The following is a 22,439-nucleotide window of genomic DNA, read 5'->3' as shown; positions in this document are numbered from 1 at the left end:
GGTTCGTAATATCGATGGGGATGAAAATGTGCAAAAAGTAATTGTCAATAATCCATATTTTTTAATTGAGAATTCATGGCATATTAATTTTTTTTAGGACAATATCATTTTAAATCTTATTTAGAAAACCCTACTTTCAATAGGAAAACAATCTATTTTCCATTCAAAAGCGAGCTAATTAATTTAGAACTTAAATTTTTCGTGTATAGAAAAATATTTCAGGATGAATGGACCATGAACACTATGTTTGTTGGACAAGCCAATAATATTCAACTATTTAACCGTTTTGTAAATGAAAAATACCCCTATCTCAACTCTCTCACTGATTTGAATATTGACAAGGCAAACAGGGAGTGGCTATCTTGGTTAGAGAAAAACGGAGTATCGACTTCTTACATTAGCAAACGGGATGGATATAAAGTTAAGTCTCCCCGGGCCAAGTACTTATTAAATCTTCTAACTGAGTTTAATAAACTAATAGACTTTCGAGATGAATGGGAAAAAGACATTTGGGAAGCTAAAAATCTGAATAAAGAATATGGAGTATATTTTAATCAGGCAGCCAGTCATACTAAAATGGACTTTACAGCGATTAAAAATATGAGATTTCGTGAGGAAACGAAACAATATTTAAAACGCCGTTTATTGTCAAATGATTTAACATGGGGATCAGCCAGAAATTATTTGAACTGTATTCCCGCATTTTTAGATTTTATTTTCTCACTGGAACCTGACTGGGATGACTTGACCAAGTTAACTAGAAATCATATTGAAAAATATCTTGAGCAACTAAACAAAGACTTAAAGGATAATCAAAGAGTCACAAATTCACGCCACTATATCATAAAGGCGGTATCCTTGGTTAAAAAATATCTTCAGGGTTTACAAGAAGTTTATTCAGATTTAGCACCTGAAAAGGATATTAGAGTACTTATTTTCCCGGAAGATAAACCAAAATATAAAAGAAGGTCAGACAAAGTAAACTACATCCCAGATGATGTCTTAGAGCAGTTATTTGACAATCTAAGCTATCTTCATGAAGATGTTCAACCCATAATATGGATATCTTTTAAAACAGGCTTGCGATTATCTGATACTTTAAGGCTTAATTATGATTGCCTAGTAAAACTTAATGGGAATTATCAAATTGTAACGGACATTTCCAAAACCAATGTCCAAGATTACTCTATACCGATAGATGAAGATTTAGCGAATATTCTCGCCGTGTTAATAGACAAATCAAAAAAATATAGCAATGAAGAAAACAACCCAAATCGGTTTGTTTTTGTAAGGTATAGAGGAGTTAGAAAAGGACGTCCCTATTCGAATGGTTGGGTTAGCGAAAAACTTAACGACCTTGCAAGTGAAAGAAGGATAGTCGATGAAAAGGGGAATATTTATCATTTTAAAATCCATCAATTTAGACACACATATGCAGTAAAGATGTTAAATAGTGGCGCTGATATTCTTACAGTTCAAGAACTATTGGCACATGCTTCACCTGAAATGACCCTCAGATATGCTAAATTGTTAGATGGTACGAAGCGTAAAGTGTTCGAAGAAGCCATGAAAAATGGATTGTTTAGTTTTGATTTTAACGGTGAAATGAAGCAGGTTAATTCGGACGAAGAAGTACCTTCAGATCTACTTGAGATGTTGTGGCGGGATCATAAATTAAACGCTATAGATAATCCATACGGAAGCTGTCACGCAAGAATTAACGGTAATTGTCCTTATTCAGAGGAACCGCCATGCCTAACATGTAATGGTGGAAGTCCGTGCAAAGATTTAGCGATTGGATTCTCTGATTTGGATAAACAAAAATACGAATTATTAATTAAGACAGCGACAAAGACTATTGATATCTTAGAAGACCGTGGAAGGACTGAATTAGCCGAAAAGAATAAAAAGAACTTAGAAAGATACCAAAACATTTAAACACCATTGAAGAAGGGCATTTTATTTTTGGTCGCTTAGATCGGCTAAATAGAAAGAAGGAGTCAGTTAATGCCTAAATTTAACCTGCAAACACATTTAAAACAAGTCCATCAAGAACGTAGGACAGCTACCACTAAAAAAGTAGATGCAGCGATTCAAAGGCTTGTTCGAGCAAATGAAAACATTAATTTTAACAGTGTGGCAAGTGAGGCAGGAGTTGCAAAAGCGACCCTTTATAACAATCTTGTCCTTCGTGAAAGGATTGAATCTTTAAGACAGCAGCAGGTGACCGTTCCTACTAAAAAGCAGATTCAACGAAAAATGAATGAAAATAACAAAGACGCTCTAATCGATTCATTGAAACGTAAAATCAAAAGATTAGAACAAGAGAATAAAGATTTAAGAGGGCAGTTAAAAGTAGCTTATGCAGATATATATAAGAAGATATAACCGTATTTGTATCTTGTTAATAAAGTACAACTAAAAGGAACTAACCCCCAATTAATTTTACAGCCAATAAGAAGAAACCATTTTGAAAAAGGATTGTGTCAAAATGGTTTCACTATACTTTTTTGCTTGGACGTGTTTTTCTTGAATATTATTTGGAACCTTTATTCTTTTGAAAATAATGATGAAAACAATGGCACCCAAAAGCAGGTTGCCCTCCTGCTCCCATCAAGACGATTGAAACTCCAAGCCAAGTGGCAAGAAGAGATCCCACAGCTGGTGCAATAAGCATAGAAAATTGTGGTCACAGCAGATACTCTCCCCATAATTTGCTTAGGTGTCTCGGACTGTAAAATAAAACCATAAGGGACAGACTCACCAGAGCTAATAAAACCAAGGAAAAAAGCGCCAATCATCCAACCCCAATAAGGAAGATTTACAATCCCCATAATACCAAGCACCATTATAATTATTAAAGAACCACTAATAATAGATGCAAATGACATTAGCTGTCAAATTCGATTTAACTGTTGAGGACCTCCTTGAAACTCTTGCTCCATTTTAACAATCGTAGAAGGGCTGAAATTGGCTGCCATTATACAATAGAGTATCGCATAAATTATTTAAGGGGTACCACCAACATTTTGACATAAAACCCACGTTGATACATTTTTTGGAATATAAAAGACGATTATCTCTATGTTAAGAGAAGAATCGTCTTTTATAAAAGCTTTCTTTAACTGAATACGTACATTAAGGCTTCCTAAAAAGGTGATCAACCTGCACAACAAGATAATTTTGATACATCTTTATCAAACGTAAGAGCAGCTAGCTTCAATCCTTCTGCCATTGTTAAATATGGAGCCATGGTTTCTCGGAGATCCTCAACGGTTAAACCGAATTTGACAGCCAGTGTCGCTGCATAAATTAAGTCTCCTGCATTTTCTGCCACCACATGAGCCCCTAACACTTTCAGTGTCTTCGCGTCAGCCACCAGTTTAAACACGCCTGTTGTTTCCCGATTAACCAAGGCTCTTGGAACGGCTTCTAAAGGCAAGACGGATGTTTTCACTTCATATCCTTTTTCTTTTGCCTGTTGCTCCGTTAAACCAACCGTTGCAATAGCTGGAGCTGTAAACGTAACCCCTGGAACCACTTCTAAATTCAGCTTTTTGTTTAGTCCCCCGATAGCATTTCCTGCAGCAACTCCACCTTGATAAGCTGCCACATACACAAATTGAGGACCAAGCGTGACATCTCCTGCTGCATAGATGCGTGAATTCGTTGTTTTTGAATAAACATCGATTACGATTTCACCATTTGGGCCTACTTCAACGCCTGCTTTCTGTAAATTCAAGGTTGCCGTGTTTGGTGTTCTTCCTGTGGCAACCAGTAATTGATCTGCCTCAATGATTCGCTTATTGCCGTTGACCTCAACATGGACCTTTTTAATGTCTCCATCTTCTTCGATTCGTTCAAAGGATGCTCCCGTCACTAAGTTGACCCCTTGATCTATCAATGCTTGCGTGATTGCTTCTGAAACTTCAGGATCGTATTCCTTTAACAGACGCAGGCTTCTTTGCATCAATGTGACTTCTGAGCCTAGGTTATGGAAGAGTTGTCCTAATTCCATGCCGATATAGCCAGAACCTATGACCGTAAGACGCTTAGGCACCTTCTTTAATTCAAGAAGCGTTGTGCTTGTTAAATAATCGACCTCATCCAGTCCAGGAATGTTTGGCACTGCTGGTGAAGCACCTGTCGCGATTAAGAATCGTTTTGCTGATAACTGCATGCCATTGACTTCAATTGTTTTTTCATCCACGAATTTCGCTTCGCCTTTGATTAATTCAAAGCCGTAGTCATCAATCAAATCCACATATTTTGAGTTTCGAAGGTTGGTCACCAGTTCATTTTTCTGCTTGATCAATGGTGCCAAATCAACGTCGCCAGCTGACGTGTGCAATCCGATGAATGGGTTATTTTTTGCCAGATGATTGATTTCGCCAGCCCGCAGCAAAGTCTTTGAAGGAACACAGCCGATGTTCACGCATGTTCCACCAACTGTACCACGTTCAATGATTGCCACTTTTGCTCCATACTTCACGGCTTCGATGGCAGATGAAAAGGCAGCCCCACCAGAACCGATGATGATGTAGTCATAATCACCTTCATCACCTAACTGCATCATTTCTTGAGATTGTATTTCTTCTGTTTTTCCTGGTTGATATTTCGCTTCAGCAATCGCTTTTTTCGCTGTTTCAACCTCTAAGCCATTGGGTAGCTCAAATACAGCTTCGCCACGGCGGAAATCTACTTCAATCCCTCTTGCACCCATGTTTTCAAGAGCAACAGCTACATGCTCTTCACAACCCGTACAAGTCATTCCTTGAACGTTTACTCGATATTTTTTCATGTTAAATCCCTCCTATTACTCGACTCCAAGGCCGAAATCCAAAACTGCCGTCTTAATTGCCTGTAAATCCGTTTTCTTATCATCAAAGGAAACTGTTACTTCGCTCATGCTTCCATTGACTTTAATGGCTGTTTTGCTAACGCCATCTACCTGTTTCAGAACCCTTTCTACAACAGATGGCGGGCAACAATCCATCCCCAAAACCGTGAATGTCCCTGCTTTAGTTGTTTCAATGGTAGCTTTTGCTTCCTGCTTAGCATCTATAGTATTTTTTGCTTCTTTTTCGTTACTACACGCACTAACCACCAACAAAAGCCAATGACAGAACTTTTTCTTTTTCTCTTTCTCCCGTAAACCATATAAAAGGAGTAAGCAAGAAGGATGATGGTAGCAATGCTGAACATTAACCGATATTTCAGTGAGTAAAAGGCTAATGCTCCTGCAAACCCAGTTAATCCAAGAGGAATGAAAATTAATGGCCCCAGGCAACATGCAGCCATAACAAAAGCCGAAAATACAGTGGCTACTTGCGACACTTTTTCCTTCATGATTTAAACCTCTCCATACTGCAACAATCATGTGTTGTTGTGTCTTTCTTTGTTTCGTTTTTTGTTTCTGGATCAAGTTTTCTCCATCCCTTGAAAAGAGAATAAACAAATAACAGAGTCATCATAATGAAAATAACATTTTTAAATTCCATGAAGTATGAACCCAGTATCGTTCCTGCAAACAACGGAAGCAGTAAAAACAGATGGCACGGGCATGTGATTAGGGCGATAAGAAACCAACCTGAACTTTTTATTGTGTTTTTCAACCTGTTTCACCTCTTTATTTCTTCATTAATGTTTCAATAATGGGGCACTCGTAAATGTCTTTGTTTTCGGGACATCTTTCTTTAAGATCCATCAGCATTTTCTCAATTCTTTTGAGATCTTCAATTTTACGCTGGATGTCCTCTATCTTAAAAACAGTGAAATCATACATATCACGGCACTTTGCTTCATCGCGATCGACGACCCCTAGCAACTTGTCAATTTCATTTAAGGTAAAGCCAAGTTCCTGCATCCTTTTTATGAAATTCAATCGATCGACCGTTTGTTGTGAATACATTCGGTATCCTTTTTCGGTACGATCAGGCTCTGGAATTAAGCCTAAACGTTCATAATATCTAATGGTCTCTTTGTTAACGTTACACTTCTTTGCGATTTCCCCAACTCGAAAATCCAATTTACTTCACCTCATATATAATATAAACCCTGTACCATAGTACAGGGTCAAGAAAAGTGTTATTTTAACTTTAATTAATTTAAGACTTTCTTAGTTTTATAAGAAAGACAACAAAAGAAATGTTTATAAACCATTTTCCCTATAACGAACCTTTAAGGGAATGTTCCTATAGTAAGAAAATAATGTGTCACTTTTGACGATAATTTGCACTTATTTTAAGTGCTATTTTGCACATGCAACTTAAAACCCAACTACCTTCATAAGAGATTAGCTGGGTTTCTTCATTTTTACTGTTTTTCTAAATACCGATAAATCGTTGTTCGAGATACACCCCATTTTTCTGCGACGTCTTTAATCGGTGTACCATTTTCAATTAGTGACTTCATCACTTCAATATCTTTCGGTCCAAATTTTTCAGGACGTCCTCCAAGACGACCGCGTGCTCTAGCTGCAGCCCTTCCGGCAGCCAAACGTTCCTCAATTAAATTACGTTCAAATTCCGCAAATGCCGCAAATAGATGAAACATCAATTGGCCTGTGGCATTACTTTTGTCCATTGTTAAATTTTCTTGTAGACTGTGGAAGCCCACACCACGTTCATTTAAGCTATTCACAATTTGAATTAAATCTTGCATATTGCGTCCTAATCGATCCAATCGCCAAACAACAATCGTATCGCCTTCACGTGCATACTGAAGTACTTCCTCTAAACCAGGACGCTGTCTTTTTGCCCCACTCATTTTATCGTGAAAAATTTTGGAACAGCCATTTTGCATAAGAGAGTCCATCTGTAAATCTAAATTTTGTAATCCCGTCGACACACGTGCATATCCAATTAACACTCAAATCATTCTTTCTTATTTTCCCTTTATATTTATTGTAAAATAGATAAAAAACGGTTGGTTATTGAACGTAGAATAATGAACAGAGTTTTGTTACGATAAAGGCAATAAAAAACGTCCTTTTCAAATCGAACAGTGGTGTGTTCAGAAAAGGACGAGTTTTGGGACAAATAATAATTTATTTATGAAATGTTTGCTTTTTTACTTTTGTTCAGCAACCTAAACAAAAATTGGAAATTTATGTTTAGGTTGTTATAAGATTGTGAAGAAATGTACTTAAACTATCGGGGCAGGTTAGTTTACTAAGGTATAGCAATTGAGTTTAGCTAAAGAATAAGGAGTAAACAGAAATATGAGGTGAATCTTGATGGCTAAGCGATATTTAATCTTATTAGGATTTTTTCTATTTGCCTTTACTCCTATGCAAGCAGTTAAAGCAGAATCGGTTTCAAAAGTGGAAGGATGGTATGGAACAACAGAGGATATTTTTGGAGATATTATGTTTCCAACTCTAGATAAGAAAATTGAAAAAGAGTATGGACGTAATTTGAGTTGGCAATGGCAAAGAATTGTTGGCATAAGTTACAATGAAAATCATTCTTACGATGTCGATATAAAAATTCAAGTCTCTTCCGAACGTAATGAACCATTGGATTACTTAGAAGACCAAGTTAAATTAAGAATATCACCATCCTGTGACAGTGAAAAGCTTAATCAACTGAAATGTAATCATGGTTTTAAGATAGAAATATTAGATTACAAACATTTGTCTCAATAAGAATTTAGAGCAGCTATTAAAGGCAGCTTTTTCTTCTTTAACTAATGTGTACTTAGTGAGATCAGGGGCTGCCATTTGGTGGCCTTTTTGGCTTAATGAACTAAAGGGGTAGGTTAGTTCATCAAGCGTAGTGTATTCAAACTGTTCATTAAACCCAAAATTCCCTACTGCAAATCTTCATAATAACAACCTCAAATCCATAAAATTATTTATAAAGATTTATTAAAAATCAGCCATAATTAAACAACTAGTATCAACCTAAAAGGAGCTGATTAATTGTTAAATCTATTCCTAGAGTTTTTTTATATTTTGGTTACCATAGCTGACGCACTTATTTCTTATTTTCGGGATAAAAACAAGAAAAAAAACCAGATAGTAAAATAACTCTTTTTACGTCACAATATGTGTCAGCTCTACAATAAGCCTTATTGAACTAAGGGGGCAGGTTAGTTACATAAGGCTATTCAGCTTTTTTAAAATAAGAGACATAAAATATATAGAACCCCACACAATAAACATGAACTAATTATAAAGGGGGAGGTTTTATGTCGGTGTTGAAGGAAACCTTGAAAAAAGTACTTCTTTTATGTGCAGTATTTATAACCTTTTCAGAAAGTGTTCAAGCAGAAGAAAATCATGAACAAGAAGGGAAAGTAGTTTATCAAATCCACTATGATTATGAACCAATCTATAATTTGCTAAAAGTTAGTCAAAAGGAATATGAGCAATACTGGGAAGAGGGTCTTTCTATTGCTGAAATGGCAAAAAAACAGGGTATTTCAAGAAGGGATTTGGAGGGCTATTTTATAAGTTTACACTATAAAGAAATGCAGAAGTGGAGAAAAAAAGGGTCTCTTTCAGAAGAAAATTATTTCGACCTTGTCTATAGGTTAAAAGAACATGATATTGAGTGGTTTATTAATAACAGGAAACCAAATAATTAATTCCAATTGGTACTTTAGTGAAAAAGCAGTCTTTATGAAAGCTTAACTACCTTTGTAAAAACTAAACAAGAAAGAGGTAGTAAAATTGAAATTGCTTTTTATACGTTTATTAGTTGTATTTATTCTAATTCAAAACATTCCACTAATAGTTCAAGCTAAAGAAATCAAATATAATCACGAAAGTATAACTATTTCTGAAATCAAGAAGAAAGTTGATTTTAAAGTAGTTGTTCCTCACAATATTCCTAATGATTGGACGTTAGAAATAAAAACATACCCTTGGGATGAAAAAGACAAAATAACTAATTTTAGATTGCACTATATGGATAGCGACGATAAATATTTGCTAATTGGTATTGAGCAAAGTAAGGAATCTTCTAATAAAGAAATGCACATAAACGAAGAGCAGGTAGATATAAACGGTCATAAGGGCTTTTTTGTAGAATGGGGTAATAGTGGTGAGTTAGATAAAAAGGGAGAAATTGTTACTGGTGGTTTACTTCGTTGGATACAAGAGGGAACTTATGTAGAAATGGTGAGCTCACGGGTATCAAGGACTAAAATGTTGGAAGTTGCAAGATCAATGAAATAATTTATAGAACTAACGGGGCAGTTTAGTTGAACAAGGAATCATGGTAAAATTCATAAAAATTGTCGAGGTGATTGTATGAAATATACTTGTCCTTGTTGTGGATATAAAACTTTAGGAGAAGAACCTCCTGGAACGCATGATATTTGTAAAATCTGCTATTGGGAAGATGACTACTTCCAATATGATAACCCTGATATGGATGGTGGAGCAAATCATGTTTCCTTAAAAGAAGCACAACAAAATTTTATCAAATTTGGAGTTTCTGAAAAAGAATTTTTGGAAAATGTCAGACCTCCAAATAAATCAGATATAAAGGATCCTAATTGGAAACCATTATGAGTTTACATAGGGAATTATTAAACTAACAAGTGCGTTAGCTGAAGTTTGGAGCTGTCTTTAAGGCAGCTTCTTATGGAACTAACGGGGCAGGTTAGTTGAACAAAGACTAGAAGGGGATAAGATGAAAAAATCCTTTATAGCTGATTAAGTGAGTCGTTTATAATAGAGATGACAATGAAACATAAATCATAAGGTGGTTAAAAAATTGAAGTGGGAAAATGTTGCCTACAGTATTACAATATTCATTGTAATACTCTTTCTTAGTCCGTATCTTGATAGAATGGGTAACTCTTATTGGCTTAATTATTTGTATATTGTAGTTCTAGTTTTGTGCATTAATTTTACTTTATCTAAAATCAAATTCCTTCAGAAATCTGTAACAAAAAAAGTAGGCTGGTCGATTTTGATCACAGTATTTATTTTCGTAGGTGTTTTACATAATTTAATCAACTAACGGGTGCTTTAGCTGAAGATCAGAGCTGTCTTTATGGCAGCTCTTTCTTTATGCAACTAAAGGGGCAGGATAGTTGAATAATTAAGTGGTTTTTTATGGTAAAATTAACTTGATTATCTTCATTAAGGGGAATATGAGAATGAATAAAAAATTTTATTGTTTATTTATTTTACTGATGTTTATATTATTTGGGTGTTCAAAAGACCAGTCCTTCGATAGTTTCTTTCAGTCAAAAATGAACGAAATGGAGGGTAAAGGAAAATATTCGCTAATTCAAAAAATGGAAAATGAAAATAATGCTCTTGCTGTCTTTACTACCGAAGACAGTAAAAAGATATACATAGCTTACATGGAGAAAATAGATAGGAAATGGGAATGGAGAAAAACAAGAGGTACAGAATGGAAGACACCTCAAAAGTGGTCAGTAATGGATACAGCTCCATACATTTATTCTGGGGCAATATCAGACCCCTCAATTTCAAAGGTCCTTGTCGGAAATGATGAAGCAGAAATCATTGAAGTAAAGGGTAATAATCGTTTTTGGTATTTTACCGGTAAAACAATGGATGAAAAAATTACGACTATTAAAGTAGATGGTTCAGAGGAATTATTAAATGAATTTGAGTTTAGTTAAATAAAGTTTTCCTTAATAAAATAACGGGTGCATTAGCATTATAAGAAGGTTGCCAAACGGCAGCCTTCGGACGATAAAAGCGAGAATAGCAGATTAAATTGTTCTTATAACAGGTGAATAAAGAATATATTAGACTTTAGATAGGGGTGAAAATAAAAATGAAACCAGATGAAACAGAAGAGTTTATTTTACTAATTCAGATTGTTATAACGGAAGAGTTTTTAAATTCGCATCCGAGTGTTGAAAAAACACAACAAGTCTTAAATCATGTTAAATGGACAGGCTGCTTAGATGAACCCATTACGATAAATAGGGATACAAAGATCCTTAAGGACGGTTACAGACGCTATATCGCAGCCCAAAAGGTGGGGATGGAACTAGTCCCTATTATTTATGAGAAATAGGCTTTTACATAATCAAAAATAAAAATGAAGAAAACCTCTGAAATCAAAAGTTTTGGTGGTTTTCTTCCTATAAGTTCGTTAAATGTAAACCAGACACTGGTGGCGTTAGCATAAGACAAGAGCTGTCTTTAAGGCAGCTCTTGTCTTATGGCACTAACGGGGCAGTTTAGTTTAATAAGATAGAAGCCTATTTTATGTTGCTTTTAATCATCTAAATACCAGATAGTTCTACAGATAGATAAATATGATAAAGTTAAAAAGGATGTAAAAGAGACAAAATTTTGGACAAGGAGATATAAAGTGAAGAAATTAAAAAAACGAGTTTTTCTAGGGTTAGGTGTGCTGATGGCTGCGTATATACTTTTTGTAGTCTATGATTACTTAGACAATCAGAAAAAGGAAGAACAGAGCCGAGCTTTCATGGAAGAAAGCAATAAGGCAATTAATGAATATGATATTATATCGCTCGGAGTCAATCCAAATAACAAAACGATTAAAGTCCATGTGCCCATAAAGGAAAAAAAGAGGAATGAACTCGCCTATTCTTTGGCTCAAGTCGCCCAAAAGCATGGCATGGAGGATTATGAAGTCATAGTTAGAGCTATAAGAATAAGAGATGGGTACCCAGTTACAATTGTCGATTGAAAGCCTTGTGAAGGATTGTACTTAAACTAACGGGTGCGTTAGCTGAAGATCGGAGCTGTCTTTAAGGCAGCTCTTTATTTATGCAACTATCGGGGCAGATTAGTTGATGGAAAATGAAACTTTTGTTGTTCAATTTAAGTAGATAATAATAACATACCTTAAATTAATTAGGAGTTGTTTTTATGTTTGATATTACCTTAATATTGTTTATGGCTTTTGCTGGGGGAATTATTGCTATTACCGGCTTCTCCGTAATATTGGGGAGAAGGGTTTTAGAACCGAAGAAAGCATTACAACAAAGAATAGATAATCTCGAAGAAGAAGTTTGGAAATTAAAAAATAAAAAATAGCAGCGTGGTGATATAAAAATGCAAGGTTGGCTTTATGGTTTATATGCTTTAATAATAGCAATAATCTCTATATTTACGGGGGAATTAGTAACATTTATTATGCTTGGATTTATTTTAATTTGCCTTCAAAATATTCATTCTACATTAAAGGAGATACTGAAAGTTAATAAAGAGAAAATTGATTAACGGGTGCTTTACTTAATAAGGGAGTTGCTTCAGCAGCTCTTTTTCTTTATGCAACTAAAAGGTCAGATTTAATAAGCACGGTATATTCATACTATGAATTAATTTCATTTCAGTTACCCACAATAAGAATATCCGTAGTAAAAGGAGTAGCTAACACTGGATATTCTAATTTCTTTACTTTTCATACTCTTAACTGTTTTATTTATCGTAACCGAAGTTTTTATCTTTTATAAGCTGTTTAAAACTATAGGCAGTGGACTCCCATGGGCATTAGCAGTCTATGGAATACTTCTTATTTTTACGTTTGCTTTTTGGTTGGTCTTTTATTGGATTTCATAGTTTATTCGGACTGTGCGGTATGAATGTTTTTTAAGGCAGTTTTTATTATGGAACTAAAGGGACAGAATAGCTATATCATGCGATTCTAAAAGGAAGGTTAAATATGCTTTTTCACATTATCGTTGGGTTTATTCTCCCTTGGATTTTAGGGGCTTATTTGGTTACAAATCAGACAAAGCTATTTATAACTTTTTATCCAGTTGGTGTAGCAATAAGTATTTTATTAAATGAAATTGGTTTTAACTACTTTTGGAGGATGGATATAGTATTTCAAGAATCATCTTTAACTGGAATTTCGTATGATTTAGGTCTTAATCCTATACTTGGTTGTTTATTTATTTGCGTTATTCACTATAAAAAGTTGCCTTTTCTTATTACATTTTTAGTTTTTCCTTTAGTGACAACCTTTGGTGAGTATATACTAGTGTGTCTAGAGAAAATAGTATACAGGAATGAGTGGAATATCATTTGGACTGGTGTTAGTTATTTATTTGCCTATTCAATTTTTTATGTTTATTACAAATTAGTTTGTAAGTTTATTTTATTAAATTAATGGGTGCTTTAATTCAATAAAGGTGTTGCTTTAGGAGCTTTTTTTCTTTTGGGGAGCTAACGGGACAGGTTAGTTCAACAAGCGCAGTTTAATCGTACTGTGTATTAAGTTTGTTTTATTCTGGATAGCCTTTAATCGTAAAACCATATTATTAACATGATGAAAATTATAAAAAAATTAAAGAGCTTTCCTATATTGTTGATATTATTATTCATTCACATAATTGTATTTCTCCTTATCGTTTCTATGCTTTACTTTATTAACTTTATGGATTAAGTATCGCCGTTTGTGTCAACTCTACAAGAAACTAACAGGTCGTTAGCATAATAAAAAGGCCGCCAACTGACGGCCTGCAAAAGAAGGGAGTTATTCGATAGGTCAGGTCAAGTTCACATATAGACAATTTATTTAGAAGTTTTCAGCCTTCCTAACTTCTAAATATCTAATTTGATGTCCGTCTTTTTTATGAACTTTAAATATATATCCTTCGTGTTCTAGTTCTGTTCCAGTCTCTGCATTGTAGTTTTGGGTTAAAAACCAACCACCTATTGTGTCAATATCATCTCTAAAAAGATTCGTACCTAATAAGAAGTTCACATCTTCAATAAGTAATTTAGAGTCTAAAATAAAGTGATCCTCTGATATTTTACGAATTTCAGGGACTTCATCTTCATCAAATTCATCCCTAATTTCACCTACTATTTCTTCCAGTATATCTTCAACCGTAACTAACCCAGATGTTCCACCATACTCATCTAGAAGTAATGCCATATGAGTTCTATCTTTTTGCATCTTCACTAATAAGTCATGAATTGGTATTGATTCAATAACACGTATTACAGGATTGATAAATGTCTTTAGTTCTACTTCCTTATTGCGATCTTCATTCGTCATAATGGCCGTTAAGTATTCTTTAATATTTATGAATCCGACTATATTATCCTTATCACCATCCTCTACTGGATATCGTGTGTAATTTTCAGTTTTAACAATCTTCATTACATCATTTATCGTGTCAGTTAGAGAAATACTAGTGATTTCCGTGCGTGGGACCATAATTTCTCTTGCAATTCTTTCGTCAAATTCAAAAATATTGTTCACATACTTTAATTCATTTTTATTGATTTCTCCACTCTTAAAGCTTTCAGATAATAAGATGCGTAGTTCTTCTTCAGAATGAGCTACTTCATGTTCTGATGCAGGTTTTAAGCCGAATACACCAACTAATAAACGAGCTGAACCATTTAAGAACCAGATAAATGGGTACATAATTCGGTAAAACCAAATAATTGGAACAGCAAAAGCTAAAGTTACAGCTTCAGCTTTTTGAATGGCAACCGTTTTAGGTGCAAGTTCACCTACAACCACATGCAAGAAAGTTACTAATGCAAAAGCAATACCAAACGATAATATGTGTGTAACAGATTCAGCCAAATCAAATTTAAGAAATAAAGGATTTAATAACTTTTCTACAGTGGGTTCACCTAACCAACCTAAACCAAGTGCTGTAACCGTAATACCGAGTTGACAGGCAGATAAATACTCATCTAAATGTGATACAACCCTTTTAGCAGCGACTGCTCCCTTTTTCTTCTCAGCTATGAGCTGGTCAATTTTGGACATCCTTACTTTTACAATGGCAAATTCAGTAGCCACAAAAAATGCTGTTAGTGCAATCAATAATACAATTAAAATTAAGTTAATAGTTGTCAAATATCAGTCTTACGCTAGTAAGACTTACACCTCCTGGTATCAATAGATAAAACGATTAATCTTTTTGTTTTTTTCTTGAAAGCAGATCTTTATACTTGTGTGAGTTTTCTTTACTTTAAGTTGTGTCCAAATGGAAACACCTAATGCCAAAAATGTTAGAAAGTCTTTAGGATGGAAATCATTAATTTGTTTATCTCCGGATATTAATTTAGCAATAAAAGTAAAGCTTGTATTAATGATAGACTTTCATGTGATACGTTTTTTTTGAGGTGTTCCTGACTTTTTAAATCACCTTTATCTAGATGTGCTAAAACCTCAGAAACTTCTTTTTCTAATCCTTTAATTTTAAGGCGTAGTTCTAATACATCGATTTCTTCGGCTTCCTTATCAATTAAAAAGTCTTTAATTTCAGATAAGGACATTCCATCTTTTTTACATTGTTCAATAAATTTTAATCGCTGAATTGCAGAATGGTCATAGTATCGATAGTTTGAAGCAGAACGTTCCACATTCAAAAGTCCAACATTAGTATAGTGATCAATAGTTCTCTTCGTAACATTAGATATTCTAGCTAATTCTCCAATTTTCAACTTCTCTGTCCCAATGTAAACCCTCCAAACTAACACGTTATGGTTAGAGTATAATATTCTTAATAATGTTTAGCAAATATAATGAATTCATAGTGCGATCCCTAACCAAATCATCATATTGTGAAGGATTGTACTTAAACTAACGGGTGCGTTAGCTGAAGATCGGAGCTGCCTTTAAGGCAGCTTTTTATTATGGAACTATCGGGGCAGATTAGTTGAAGAAGGATTTTCATTTTCCTTTGCAGAAGGTAAGTAATGTATGTGCATTTCTTTATGAAAGAAGGTTGTATTATGGAGTTTTATCCTTCTGAAATTGATTTCATTTCTCTATTTGAATGTCTTCCAGTAAAGAAAGATGATGATGAACTGTTCGAATATAATGAATCAACCTTTAGGTTCAAGGTTAAAAAGTATAAATATGAGGTTATCGTTTGCCCGTTTTATAATCAATTTGGGTTATTAGTACAAGAGGGAAGTATGGTTATTGGAAGATATAACTTTCAAACGGTTAGTAAAATCGAAATACTTACCGATAAAGAGGATGAATCTTCTATACGGTTATTTTTAGATGATTATAGAGAAAGGTTTTTAATGATTGTAGAAATTACCTTCAAACCGAACTTTAAGATTGAAATAAAAGAAACGTTTGCTTGATTACAAAAACTGGCTGCCCAAACCGGTAGCCTTTTTATTGAACTAAGGACCAGTATTCCTGTAATGAATGTGTTTTTATGAACAAACGGGCAGGTTAGTTGCATAAAGGATATGGAAAATATAGGATAGTAAAGTTATACTCTTAAGCATAAACTGAATTCATCGGAGGAGTAATATGGAATTATTTGTTGGAATAGCTCTTATACTTATTGTATTTTTTTCTTCAAGTATTATTGAAAAAAGATTAAAGAATATAGAAAAACAAAACAATCGTGTAATAGAAATTTTAGAAGAAATTAGAGATAAGAAATAAACGTTCTTTAACTAACAGTTTTCTCTTATGGAACTAAAGGGCAGGTTAGTTCATTAAGGGTAGTTTGAAAAAAATTCGCATTAAAAAATATGGTACACTTACACCAGTACTTGTAAAGGTAGGAATTAATTTGAATAGTGGCGATATGTTATATCAACTAGTTTTCCTTATTTTTATATTTGGAATATTTTCTGGTGTATTTTTTCTTGTTCGTTCTTTAGTTACTAAACAACCAAGCAAGTCAGAAAATATCGAACAAAAGCTTGATAGAATTATTGATTTACTTGAAAAGGATAAGAAAAATTAATCTTTTTCTCTAACTGGTGCGTTAGCTGAAGATCGGAGCTGTCTTTAAGGCAGCTCTTTTCTTATGGCACTAAAGGGGCAGGTTAGTTGAACAAGGTGATATACTGTTGAAGACAATATATTTAGCCAAGTCACTATTTAAGTGGGGAATGATAGGCGGCTATAACGAAAAATAAGCACTGACTACTGAGTGGAATTAAAACAACTATAGGAGATATTAAAATGTGGTTAAAAGTGAGTTTAGCGATTTTTGCGATACTGGGTTATGTTCTTATGGGGTATGCCATCTTTGGAAATAAAAAGAAAATCGATGATATGTATATAGGTAATTCTTCTAGCCTGATTGAGGCGATATTGGATCTTACGTATGAATTCTCCCCAACGTTAATACGGAGAATCTTGCTATTCCTTTTAGGATTAATCTGTGCATTTATCTTTACAATGGGAGTAATTTTGTCATAAGTATTCCTCAATCCACTAGGGAAAAGGGGAAGAGGATTCTTATAAATTTCTATACAATTAAACTAACGGGTGCTTTACTTCAATAAGGGAGGTTGCTGCGGTAACCTTTTTCTTAAGGAAATAAAGGGGAAGTTTAGTTGAATAAGAAATCATGGTAAAAATCATAAGAATTGTCGAGGTGATTGTATGAAATATACTTGTCCTTGTTGTGGATATAGAACATTAGATGAAGAACCTCCAGGAACGCATGATATTTGTAGAATTTGTTTTTGGGAAGATGATAATTACCAATATGAATATCCAGATGAAGATGGTGCAAATAAAATTTCTTTTAGAGAGTCCCAACAAAACTTTATAAAGTTTGGCGTTAGCGATCTAGATTTTTCGGAAAACGTAAGAAAACCAAATAATTCCGATATAAAGGATCCAAATTGGAAACCGATATGAGTTTACATAGGGAATTATTAAACAAACGAGTGGTTTAGATTAATTAAAGCTGTCTTTAAGGCAGCTCTTTACTTATGGCACTCAAGGGGCAGGATAATTCAGTAACGTCGCATAAGACATATAGTGAACAAATAAAAAAAGACAGTGAACCACGCTGCCTCTTTTTGTATGGGTTAAAGAAAACGAAGAATTATTTCATCTTATCTAGTGACATTATTCTATGTTTTAATTCTGAATTCATATCTAAAACACCTATCACAATTTGATTATCTTCCGTCAATGTTATGTATCTGAAATAATTATCATCAGAAATCAACAAATCGGTGTCATTCGTCGTTTTTTCCATTTTGGCAAATACATCTACTGTGTACTCAAGGTGAAAAAAATCATCAAATCCCTTGCTTGAGCTACCTACCCAGGTATACAGAAAATCTTTCAGTGTGATTTGTTCAATTCCCGATAATTGTTTCTTGAATTTTAACTTATCAACTGTTACGTTTATCATCTTTCATCACTCCTTAACGAGTCTTAATTATATATATTGAAGTCTCCTCCAACAATGCTATTTGCGTAACAATCCGTTTACAGTTTAGTAACTTGGTTCGTTAGATCAAGATCGGAGCTATCTTTAAGGCGGCTCTTTCTTTATGCAACTAAAGGGGCAGTTTAGCATTCCTGTAGTTGGTTATTTTTCAGCTTTGAAAAAAATAGGGATCCTCAGTAAGATATGAGTAAGACACCACTCTAACTCAAAACCTTAGGAGGAACCCTAATATGAAGTTTAAAATGCAAGATAAACAAAATCAACTAATAGAGAGAATTTCCGATAAACACCTTGTTGTTGGAGTGGATATTGCCCAACAATTACATGTGGCTAGAGCAGTGAATTTCCGTGGAATTGTAGTTGGAGATCCACTTGCATTTGAAAATAATGAAGATGGATTTGCTAGTTTATTAAAATGGATGGATAAGCTTCAAAGATTAAATAAACTGGAGGCAGCCATCGTGGGAATGGAACCTACAGGCCATTACTGGATTAATCTTTCAAAATGGCTATTTAAACAAGGAATTGAGGTAGTAACGGTAAACCCTCACTTAGTAAAAAGGAATAAAGAAAACCGTGATAATACTCAGTCGAAAAGTGATAAGAAAGATGCCCTGGTCATCGCTGATATGGTGAAGAACGGTTACTACACCTTTGTCAGGAACACTTCAGAATCATTTGAAATACTTAGGGTCCTTATGTCTAACCGTGATGTGGTAGTTAAACGACTCGTTAGCACTATTAATCAATTAAACCGTTGGGTGGATATTGTCTTTCCCGAACTCAGGCAAGTATTTAAAGACATTACTGGTAAAGGGGCTATCGCCACACTTCGTTTATTTCCATCTCCAATGGAACTGCGTTCCCTGAAACCTCATGATGTTGTTTCAGGATGGAAATCAATAATGAAGAGGCAGCCTGGATTAAAGAAAGCTCAATTACTTCTTCAGTTAGCTAGGAAATCTGTCGGCACAAGACAAGCACTTGAAGCGTATAAATTTCATTTGGAACAATTATTAGAGGAGTATGACCTCGCAGTCTTACAACTCGAAAGAGTGGAACAAGAGGTTAAGGATGTATTAAAACAAATACCTTTTGCCAAGAAGCTTCTTGCCATCAAGGGAATTAGTGAAATTTCTTTAGCCGGAATATTAGGTGAAGCAGGAGATCTAAGTGGTTTTTCACACGGTAATTCTTTACTTCGGCACGCTGGGTTGCATCTGGCTGAAGCAAGCTCTGGAAAGTGGAAAGGCCAAATTGTCATTTCCAAGCGAGGGCGATCCAGGCTAAGGCGTTTCCTTTACTTAGCCACTATGAGCCTTGTGATGAATAACACGGAATTTCGAGCCATTCACACCTATAATGTTAAGGTGAAAAAAATGAAGAAAATGAAATCGATTATGAAATTGGTAGGTAAGCTAGCCAGGATATTTGTTGGAATAGCACGCAGAAACGAGTCTTATTGTGCAGATAAAGTTCAACCTATAACTGAACTGGTTGCGTAGTTTAAAGGGGGATTTTTTAATAGGGTTCTCGAAGGGAACCTTCAAAAACTAATTTTAATAGACTTTTTCTTTTTACGAATGTTGGCTTATTCGTAGGATTTCAAATATGTACGGAGTACCAGATTTCTTGAACAAAAGGGCACCGACCCATCAGGATAGCATAACTGGCCTCCACCCCTTGGATAGGCATGACGAAGGAATGATAGGGCAATTGACCCGTTGAGACATGGGAGGGAAAGCCTCCAGGGGCGGCGTGGAGAATGTGCATTATATGGTAAAATGTGGAGTGTTGTACAACTCCTTTATTTCACTATGCCTTCACGAAATCTTCATGTCCTGAAATCACTCCATTTAACCGTGAACTTAAATTCAAGGGTGATGAAATCCTGCGAATAAGCGAGTATTTGTGAGAAAATCGTATTAAACTGAGGGAGTTGAAGAATAATCAAAATTTAGTACCAACTACTAATATCAAGCGTTAAAATTAAAATAGATTATCTTTATAGCTCATAAAATACTACTAATTTTTAAGGAGAGATAAAATGAATCCTTTTGATTTATTGTTAGAATCAAGTGAACAGTTAATTGAGGAAGTTAAAGAATTGGATTATGAAAAAATAAATGATAAACCTACTATGGATAAGTGGAGTATCTCACAAATTTGCCATCACTTATATTTGTCAGAAAATCTATTTACAAAGGCTATAGAAACTGGGTTAAAGGATAAAGAACATGAGAGTGTTGTACATAAACCTATACATTTAGTTTCTGATAGAACCAAAAAATTTGAATCACCAGAAATTGCTAAACCATCTGAAGAACCTTTAAGTGTTGAAACTATTTTAATTTTTTTAACCCAATCAAGAGAAAATTTATTAAATATTCTTCGTTCAATCGATGATAAGTCTATCTTATCAAAAAAAACAGCGAACCATCCTGCATTTGGTGAATTATCTTTAGAACAATGGATTGAATTACTGTACTTACATGAGCAAAGACATATTGAACAAATAAAAGATATAAAGTTGTCTAAATCCTATGTATGATAGGTTATTAAGAGCTTTTTTAATGGGTTCTATAATTTAAATATGTGAAGGAATGTACTTAAACTAAAGGGTGCTTTAGCTGAAGATCGGAGCTGTCTTTAAGGCAGCTCTTTTCTTATGGCACTAACGGGGCAGGTTAGTTCCATAAAAGATGGAATATCTTTCTTGAGGTATTATGTAGGGTTTTTGGTAAGATGTCTTTATGGAGAAGTGATATTAAATGTATAAAAGGAACACATTGATTTTGATGGTGAATCGATTATGAATTGGTTAAGAATAATATGTGCTTTAATTGCAATTAGTATATATTTGTATTTAATTTTTCAAACATCAAAGTTTAGTAAGGAATTTAAAGAGGCAATCAACGATGATAGAAGTATATCAAAGAGATTTGTACATAGATGGGAAAGAAAATACTCAAAAGTTGCTATTTTACTTATTATTGGTTCCATTTTCGGTATAATAGCTATTTTTTTATCTTACTAAACTAACAGGTGCTTTACTTCAATATCAGGAGCTGATTAGCAGCTCCTTTTCTTATGCAACTATAGGGCAGGTTAGTTGCATAACAGGTATGATATAAGTATTGGGGTGATTGTATGAAATATACTTGTCCTTGCTGTGGTTATAAAACTTTAGATGAAGAACCTCCAGGAACGTATGATATTTGTGAAATCTGTTTTTGGGAAGATGATGGTTACCAATATGAACATCCAGATGAGGATGGAGCAAATTATGTTTCCTTTAGAGAAGCACAACTAAATTTTAAAAAACTTGGGGCTAAAGGTGAAAGAAGTTTACAATTTGTAAGAAAGCCAAATAAATCCGATATAAAGGATCCTAATTGGAAACCGTTATGAGTTTACATAGGGAATTATTAAACTAACAAGTGCATTAGCTGAAGATCGGAGCTGTCTTTAAGGCAGTTTTTTCTTATGGAACTAACGGGTGCTTTAGTGTAATAAGGAGTATTAAAATAATCGTACTTAGTTATAAAAAAGCTATCAATTCCATGATAGCTTTTTTATGTCTATATATAGTGCAAAATAACACTTAAAACAAGTGCAATTTATCTCCACAAATGACAATAATGGTTAAAACAAACGCTTTTTAATCCCTAAACTCTTCCCTTATTCAAAATCCCTATATAAAGTCAAAGAAACGTTTACAGGAATTTCCTTAGCGTGGGTTTCTTGTCAAAATGTTGGTGGTACCCCTTTAATGTGCCTACTCAAAGTACCGTACGTAGCAACCTACAGTATGTTTTGGACTTTCATCGTTTTAGCTTTTATAGTTGCAAGCACACAAGTGAATCTTGCCATCCAAAAAGCTTGAAAAAAAGTTTAAATTCTATTACTACATTTTCTACTACCCCAAGGATAATCTGTCTTTTTATCTAAAATCATTTTCTATTGTTCATGTTTCCAACTTGTAGATTGTCCTGAAGAAGGACAACTAGGAAACTTTTGTCCAGCATTTAATTCAACATGATCCCCATCTGAATCAATATAATGACCTGTTTCCATTACTTGTTCACCAGTTTTATGAGAGTGATGATGTTCTTGATTATGAGCCATAAATATCCTCCTATTCACATTGTTAAATTGAAAACTTAACAATCATATAGTGCCCTCAAAGTAGATCATTATTCAAAACGTATTTTCAGTTTTGATGTCTGTACTCCATATATTAAGCCGGATTCCTTATAGTAGGAAATCGGCTTTTCTTATCCAGAAATTGTCTTAGCGTATTGCTAGCAGGTGCTCCTAAA

At 34.3% G+C, this 22,439-nt stretch carries 29 protein-coding genes; 20 read left to right on the top strand and 9 right to left on the bottom strand.

Going from position 1 to position 22,439, the window contains the following annotated elements:
• The first annotated feature begins 234 nt into the window (after positions 1-234).
• The 3 genes from MKX49_RS16420 to MKX49_RS16410 all read left to right on the top strand — a co-directional run bounded on the left by MKX49_RS16420 (position 235) and on the right by MKX49_RS16410 (position 2,673).
• Positions 235-1,938: a tyrosine-type recombinase/integrase gene (locus tag MKX49_RS16420; protein ID WP_340877046.1), complete on the top strand. Its 1,704-nt coding sequence runs from the start codon at positions 235-237 to the stop codon at positions 1,936-1,938.
• Positions 1,939-2,007: 69 nt separating this feature from the next.
• Complete coding sequence (locus MKX49_RS16415) at positions 2,008-2,388, top strand: DUF6262 family protein (RefSeq protein WP_340877045.1); 381 nt, start codon at positions 2,008-2,010, stop codon at positions 2,386-2,388.
• 141 nt (positions 2,389-2,529) lie between these two features.
• Positions 2,530-2,673, top strand: a complete 144-nt coding sequence (locus MKX49_RS16410) for a hypothetical protein (RefSeq protein ID WP_340877044.1) — start codon at positions 2,530-2,532, stop codon at positions 2,671-2,673.
• A gap of 487 nt (positions 2,674-3,160) precedes the next feature.
• Here MKX49_RS16410 and merA read toward each other — a convergent pair whose 3' ends face one another.
• The 5 genes from merA to MKX49_RS16385 all read right to left on the bottom strand — a co-directional run bounded on the left by merA (position 3,161) and on the right by MKX49_RS16385 (position 6,870).
• Positions 3,161-4,801 (bottom strand): mercury(II) reductase, encoded by a 1,641-nt coding sequence (gene merA, locus MKX49_RS16405; RefSeq protein WP_336866444.1) that lies wholly within the window; start codon positions 4,799-4,801, stop codon positions 3,161-3,163.
• A 15-nt stretch (positions 4,802-4,816) separates the two neighbouring features.
• Positions 4,817-5,425: a mercury resistance system substrate-binding protein MerP gene (gene merP / locus MKX49_RS16400; RefSeq protein WP_340877042.1), complete on the bottom strand. Its 609-nt coding sequence runs from the start codon at positions 5,423-5,425 to the stop codon at positions 4,817-4,819.
• Positions 5,346-5,615 carry a hypothetical protein gene (locus MKX49_RS16395; RefSeq protein WP_336866442.1) on the bottom strand — a complete coding sequence of 90 codons (270 nt, stop codon included), beginning with the start codon at positions 5,613-5,615 and terminating at the stop codon, positions 5,346-5,348. Before MKX49_RS16395 ends, merP begins: the two co-directional genes overlap by 80 nt.
• Positions 5,616-5,629: 14 nt before the next feature.
• The gene (merR1, locus tag MKX49_RS16390) at positions 5,630-6,028 is read right to left on the bottom strand and encodes a mercury resistance transcriptional regulator MerR1 (protein WP_076315770.1); all 399 of its coding nucleotides are present in this window, start codon (positions 6,026-6,028) and stop codon (positions 5,630-5,632) included.
• Positions 6,029-6,315: 287 nt separating this feature from the next.
• Complete coding sequence (locus MKX49_RS16385) at positions 6,316-6,870, bottom strand: recombinase family protein (RefSeq protein ID WP_340877039.1); 555 nt, start codon at positions 6,868-6,870, stop codon at positions 6,316-6,318.
• A 367-nt stretch (positions 6,871-7,237) separates the two neighbouring features.
• Between MKX49_RS16385 and MKX49_RS16380 the strand changes: the two genes are divergently transcribed.
• From MKX49_RS16380 to MKX49_RS16340, 9 genes are all read left to right on the top strand, one after another.
• Positions 7,238-7,648, top strand: a complete 411-nt coding sequence (locus MKX49_RS16380; protein WP_340877038.1) for a DUF3888 domain-containing protein — start codon at positions 7,238-7,240, stop codon at positions 7,646-7,648.
• A 545-nt stretch (positions 7,649-8,193) separates the two neighbouring features.
• On the top strand, positions 8,194-8,592 hold the full coding sequence (locus MKX49_RS16375) for a hypothetical protein (RefSeq protein WP_340877037.1): 399 nt from the start codon (positions 8,194-8,196) through the stop codon (positions 8,590-8,592).
• 85 nt (positions 8,593-8,677) lie between these two features.
• On the top strand, positions 8,678-9,184 hold the full coding sequence (locus MKX49_RS16370) for a DUF4367 domain-containing protein (RefSeq protein WP_340877036.1): 507 nt from the start codon (positions 8,678-8,680) through the stop codon (positions 9,182-9,184).
• Positions 9,185-9,259: 75 nt separating this feature from the next.
• On the top strand, positions 9,260-9,523 hold the full coding sequence (locus tag MKX49_RS16365) for a CPCC family cysteine-rich protein (RefSeq protein WP_340877035.1): 264 nt from the start codon (positions 9,260-9,262) through the stop codon (positions 9,521-9,523).
• Positions 9,524-10,116: 593 nt separating this feature from the next.
• The gene (locus MKX49_RS16360) at positions 10,117-10,611 is read left to right on the top strand and encodes a hypothetical protein (RefSeq protein WP_340877033.1); all 495 of its coding nucleotides are present in this window, start codon (positions 10,117-10,119) and stop codon (positions 10,609-10,611) included.
• Between the two features lie 158 nt (positions 10,612-10,769).
• On the top strand, positions 10,770-11,015 hold the full coding sequence (locus MKX49_RS16355; protein ID WP_340877031.1) for a hypothetical protein: 246 nt from the start codon (positions 10,770-10,772) through the stop codon (positions 11,013-11,015).
• A 300-nt stretch (positions 11,016-11,315) separates the two neighbouring features.
• Positions 11,316-11,660: a hypothetical protein gene (locus MKX49_RS16350; protein ID WP_053536483.1), complete on the top strand. Its 345-nt coding sequence runs from the start codon at positions 11,316-11,318 to the stop codon at positions 11,658-11,660.
• Between the two features lie 182 nt (positions 11,661-11,842).
• Positions 11,843-12,010, top strand: a complete 168-nt coding sequence (locus MKX49_RS16345; protein WP_340877030.1) for a hypothetical protein — start codon at positions 11,843-11,845, stop codon at positions 12,008-12,010.
• 628 nt (positions 12,011-12,638) lie between these two features.
• On the top strand, positions 12,639-13,088 hold the full coding sequence (locus MKX49_RS16340) for a hypothetical protein (RefSeq protein WP_340877029.1): 450 nt from the start codon (positions 12,639-12,641) through the stop codon (positions 13,086-13,088).
• A gap of 408 nt (positions 13,089-13,496) precedes the next feature.
• On the opposite strand, the gene MKX49_RS16335 is transcribed toward MKX49_RS16340, so the two are convergent.
• Together MKX49_RS16335 and MKX49_RS16330 are read right to left on the bottom strand one after the other, a co-directional pair.
• On the bottom strand, positions 13,497-14,801 hold the full coding sequence (locus MKX49_RS16335) for a hemolysin family protein (RefSeq protein ID WP_340877028.1): 1,305 nt from the start codon (positions 14,799-14,801) through the stop codon (positions 13,497-13,499).
• A gap of 203 nt (positions 14,802-15,004) precedes the next feature.
• Entirely contained in the window at positions 15,005-15,391 is a 387-nt protein-coding gene (locus MKX49_RS16330) for a MerR family transcriptional regulator (RefSeq protein ID WP_340877027.1), read from the bottom strand.
• Positions 15,392-15,682: 291 nt separating this feature from the next.
• On the opposite strand from MKX49_RS16330, the gene MKX49_RS16325 reads away from it, so the two are divergent.
• From MKX49_RS16325 to MKX49_RS16305, 5 genes are all read left to right on the top strand, one after another.
• Positions 15,683-16,045, top strand: a complete 363-nt coding sequence (locus MKX49_RS16325) for a hypothetical protein (RefSeq protein WP_340877026.1) — start codon at positions 15,683-15,685, stop codon at positions 16,043-16,045.
• Between the two features lie 175 nt (positions 16,046-16,220).
• Positions 16,221-16,358: a hypothetical protein gene (locus tag MKX49_RS16320; protein WP_167555975.1), complete on the top strand. Its 138-nt coding sequence runs from the start codon at positions 16,221-16,223 to the stop codon at positions 16,356-16,358.
• Positions 16,359-16,422: 64 nt separating this feature from the next.
• On the top strand, positions 16,423-16,665 hold the full coding sequence (locus MKX49_RS16315) for a DUF4083 family protein (RefSeq protein WP_340877023.1): 243 nt from the start codon (positions 16,423-16,425) through the stop codon (positions 16,663-16,665).
• Between the two features lie 221 nt (positions 16,666-16,886).
• The gene (locus tag MKX49_RS16310; RefSeq protein ID WP_340877020.1) at positions 16,887-17,126 is read left to right on the top strand and encodes a hypothetical protein; all 240 of its coding nucleotides are present in this window, start codon (positions 16,887-16,889) and stop codon (positions 17,124-17,126) included.
• Positions 17,127-17,312: 186 nt separating this feature from the next.
• A complete protein-coding gene (locus MKX49_RS16305) occupies positions 17,313-17,573 on the top strand; it encodes a CPCC family cysteine-rich protein (RefSeq protein WP_340877019.1) in 261 nt (86 codons plus the stop codon).
• A 190-nt stretch (positions 17,574-17,763) separates the two neighbouring features.
• Here the strand turns inward: MKX49_RS16305 and MKX49_RS16300 are convergent, their stop codons facing one another.
• Positions 17,764-18,078, bottom strand: coding sequence for a hypothetical protein (locus tag MKX49_RS16300; RefSeq protein WP_340877017.1), 315 nt, complete (start codon positions 18,076-18,078; stop codon positions 17,764-17,766).
• 269 nt (positions 18,079-18,347) lie between these two features.
• Between MKX49_RS16300 and MKX49_RS16295 the strand changes: the two genes are divergently transcribed.
• The 3 genes from MKX49_RS16295 to MKX49_RS16285 all read left to right on the top strand — a co-directional run bounded on the left by MKX49_RS16295 (position 18,348) and on the right by MKX49_RS16285 (position 21,528).
• Positions 18,348-19,622, top strand: coding sequence for an IS110 family transposase (locus tag MKX49_RS16295; protein ID WP_340877015.1), 1,275 nt, complete (start codon positions 18,348-18,350; stop codon positions 19,620-19,622).
• 542 nt (positions 19,623-20,164) lie between these two features.
• Positions 20,165-20,668, top strand: a complete 504-nt coding sequence (locus MKX49_RS16290; RefSeq protein ID WP_340877013.1) for a DinB family protein — start codon at positions 20,165-20,167, stop codon at positions 20,666-20,668.
• Positions 20,669-21,267: 599 nt separating this feature from the next.
• Positions 21,268-21,528 carry a CPCC family cysteine-rich protein gene (locus MKX49_RS16285; RefSeq protein ID WP_340877012.1) on the top strand — a complete coding sequence of 87 codons (261 nt, stop codon included), beginning with the start codon at positions 21,268-21,270 and terminating at the stop codon, positions 21,526-21,528.
• Positions 21,529-22,077: 549 nt separating this feature from the next.
• Here MKX49_RS16285 and MKX49_RS16280 read toward each other — a convergent pair.
• Positions 22,078-22,245: a hypothetical protein gene (locus tag MKX49_RS16280; protein ID WP_260088980.1), complete on the bottom strand. Its 168-nt coding sequence runs from the start codon at positions 22,243-22,245 to the stop codon at positions 22,078-22,080.
• Positions 22,246-22,439: the final 194 nt, after the last annotated feature.

The sequence above is a fragment of the Peribacillus sp. FSL M8-0224 genome, from assembly GCF_038003055.1.
GTDB lineage: Bacteria > Bacillota > Bacilli > Bacillales > DSM-1321 > Peribacillus > Peribacillus frigoritolerans.
This window is presented reverse-complemented; position numbering and strand designations above follow the sequence as displayed.

Coding starts and splice junctions, on each gene's coding strand:
- MKX49_RS16340 (WP_340877029.1), top strand. CDS start 12,639: ATGCTTTTTCACATTATCGTTGGGTTTATTCTCCCTTGGATTTTAGGG.
- MKX49_RS16310 (WP_340877020.1), top strand. CDS start 16,887: ATGTGGTTAAAAGTGAGTTTAGCGATTTTTGCGATACTGGGTTATGTT.
- MKX49_RS16420 (WP_340877046.1), top strand. CDS start 235: ATGAACACTATGTTTGTTGGACAAGCCAATAATATTCAACTATTTAAC.
- MKX49_RS16360 (WP_340877033.1), top strand. CDS start 10,117: ATGAATAAAAAATTTTATTGTTTATTTATTTTACTGATGTTTATATTA.
- MKX49_RS16280 (WP_260088980.1), bottom strand. CDS start 22,245: ATGGCTCATAATCAAGAACATCATCACTCTCATAAAACTGGTGAACAA.
- MKX49_RS16325 (WP_340877026.1), top strand. CDS start 15,683: ATGGAGTTTTATCCTTCTGAAATTGATTTCATTTCTCTATTTGAATGT.
- MKX49_RS16295 (WP_340877015.1), top strand. CDS start 18,348: ATGAAGTTTAAAATGCAAGATAAACAAAATCAACTAATAGAGAGAATT.
- MKX49_RS16305 (WP_340877019.1), top strand. CDS start 17,313: ATGAAATATACTTGTCCTTGTTGTGGATATAGAACATTAGATGAAGAA.
- MKX49_RS16290 (WP_340877013.1), top strand. CDS start 20,165: ATGAATCCTTTTGATTTATTGTTAGAATCAAGTGAACAGTTAATTGAG.
- MKX49_RS16355 (WP_340877031.1), top strand. CDS start 10,770: ATGAAACCAGATGAAACAGAAGAGTTTATTTTACTAATTCAGATTGTT.
- MKX49_RS16345 (WP_340877030.1), top strand. CDS start 11,843: ATGTTTGATATTACCTTAATATTGTTTATGGCTTTTGCTGGGGGAATT.
- MKX49_RS16415 (WP_340877045.1), top strand. CDS start 2,008: ATGCCTAAATTTAACCTGCAAACACATTTAAAACAAGTCCATCAAGAA.
- MKX49_RS16285 (WP_340877012.1), top strand. CDS start 21,268: ATGAAATATACTTGTCCTTGCTGTGGTTATAAAACTTTAGATGAAGAA.
- MKX49_RS16320 (WP_167555975.1), top strand. CDS start 16,221: ATGGAATTATTTGTTGGAATAGCTCTTATACTTATTGTATTTTTTTCT.
- MKX49_RS16365 (WP_340877035.1), top strand. CDS start 9,260: ATGAAATATACTTGTCCTTGTTGTGGATATAAAACTTTAGGAGAAGAA.
- MKX49_RS16300 (WP_340877017.1), bottom strand. CDS start 18,078: ATGATAAACGTAACAGTTGATAAGTTAAAATTCAAGAAACAATTATCG.
- MKX49_RS16380 (WP_340877038.1), top strand. CDS start 7,238: ATGGCTAAGCGATATTTAATCTTATTAGGATTTTTTCTATTTGCCTTT.
- merA (WP_336866444.1), bottom strand. CDS start 4,801: ATGAAAAAATATCGAGTAAACGTTCAAGGAATGACTTGTACGGGTTGT.
- MKX49_RS16375 (WP_340877037.1), top strand. CDS start 8,194: ATGTCGGTGTTGAAGGAAACCTTGAAAAAAGTACTTCTTTTATGTGCA.